Raw genomic sequence first — 391 nt, 5'->3', positions numbered from 1 at the left:
CATTGAGGATGACGGCGAGCCAGCCTTTTGTTACAGACGGCGGTCATTTCATCCTCGATGCATCTTTTGGCCGCATTCCGAATACAAGAGCGCTATCGAATGCCCTCCATGCCATCCCCGGTGTGGTCGAGCACGGTCTTTTCATCGGGCTGGCGTCCGCGGCAGTCGTTGCAGGTGCCAATGGCATCGAAACTGTCCACGCACCCCGATAAACCAGGGAGTCTTTTCGATCATGATGTTGAATAACCGCGTCCGTCGCCTTTCCGTGATGCTGGCAACTGCCGCAGTCGTGGCCTTCGCTGCTCCCGTTTCCGCCCAGGAAATCTCCGAATCGCACCTCAAGGCGGCCCGCGCGGCGGTCTCGGCAATCCACGCGACAGACGCATTCGAC

The 391-nt window shown here is 59.1% G+C and carries 1 protein-coding gene; it reads left to right on the top strand.

The window, feature by feature from the left end; genetic code table 11:
- On the top strand, positions 1 to 212 hold a 212-nt coding region (locus tag AC5RWQ_RS30705; protein ID WP_494286083.1), incomplete at its 5' end, for a ribose-5-phosphate isomerase A.
- Between the last annotated feature and the right edge of the window lie 179 nt (positions 213 to 391).

The organism is Micromonospora sp. BS32 (assembly GCF_059089345.1).
Note: the sequence above shows the minus strand (reverse complement) of the source record. Positions and strands in the feature narration are given on the sequence as shown.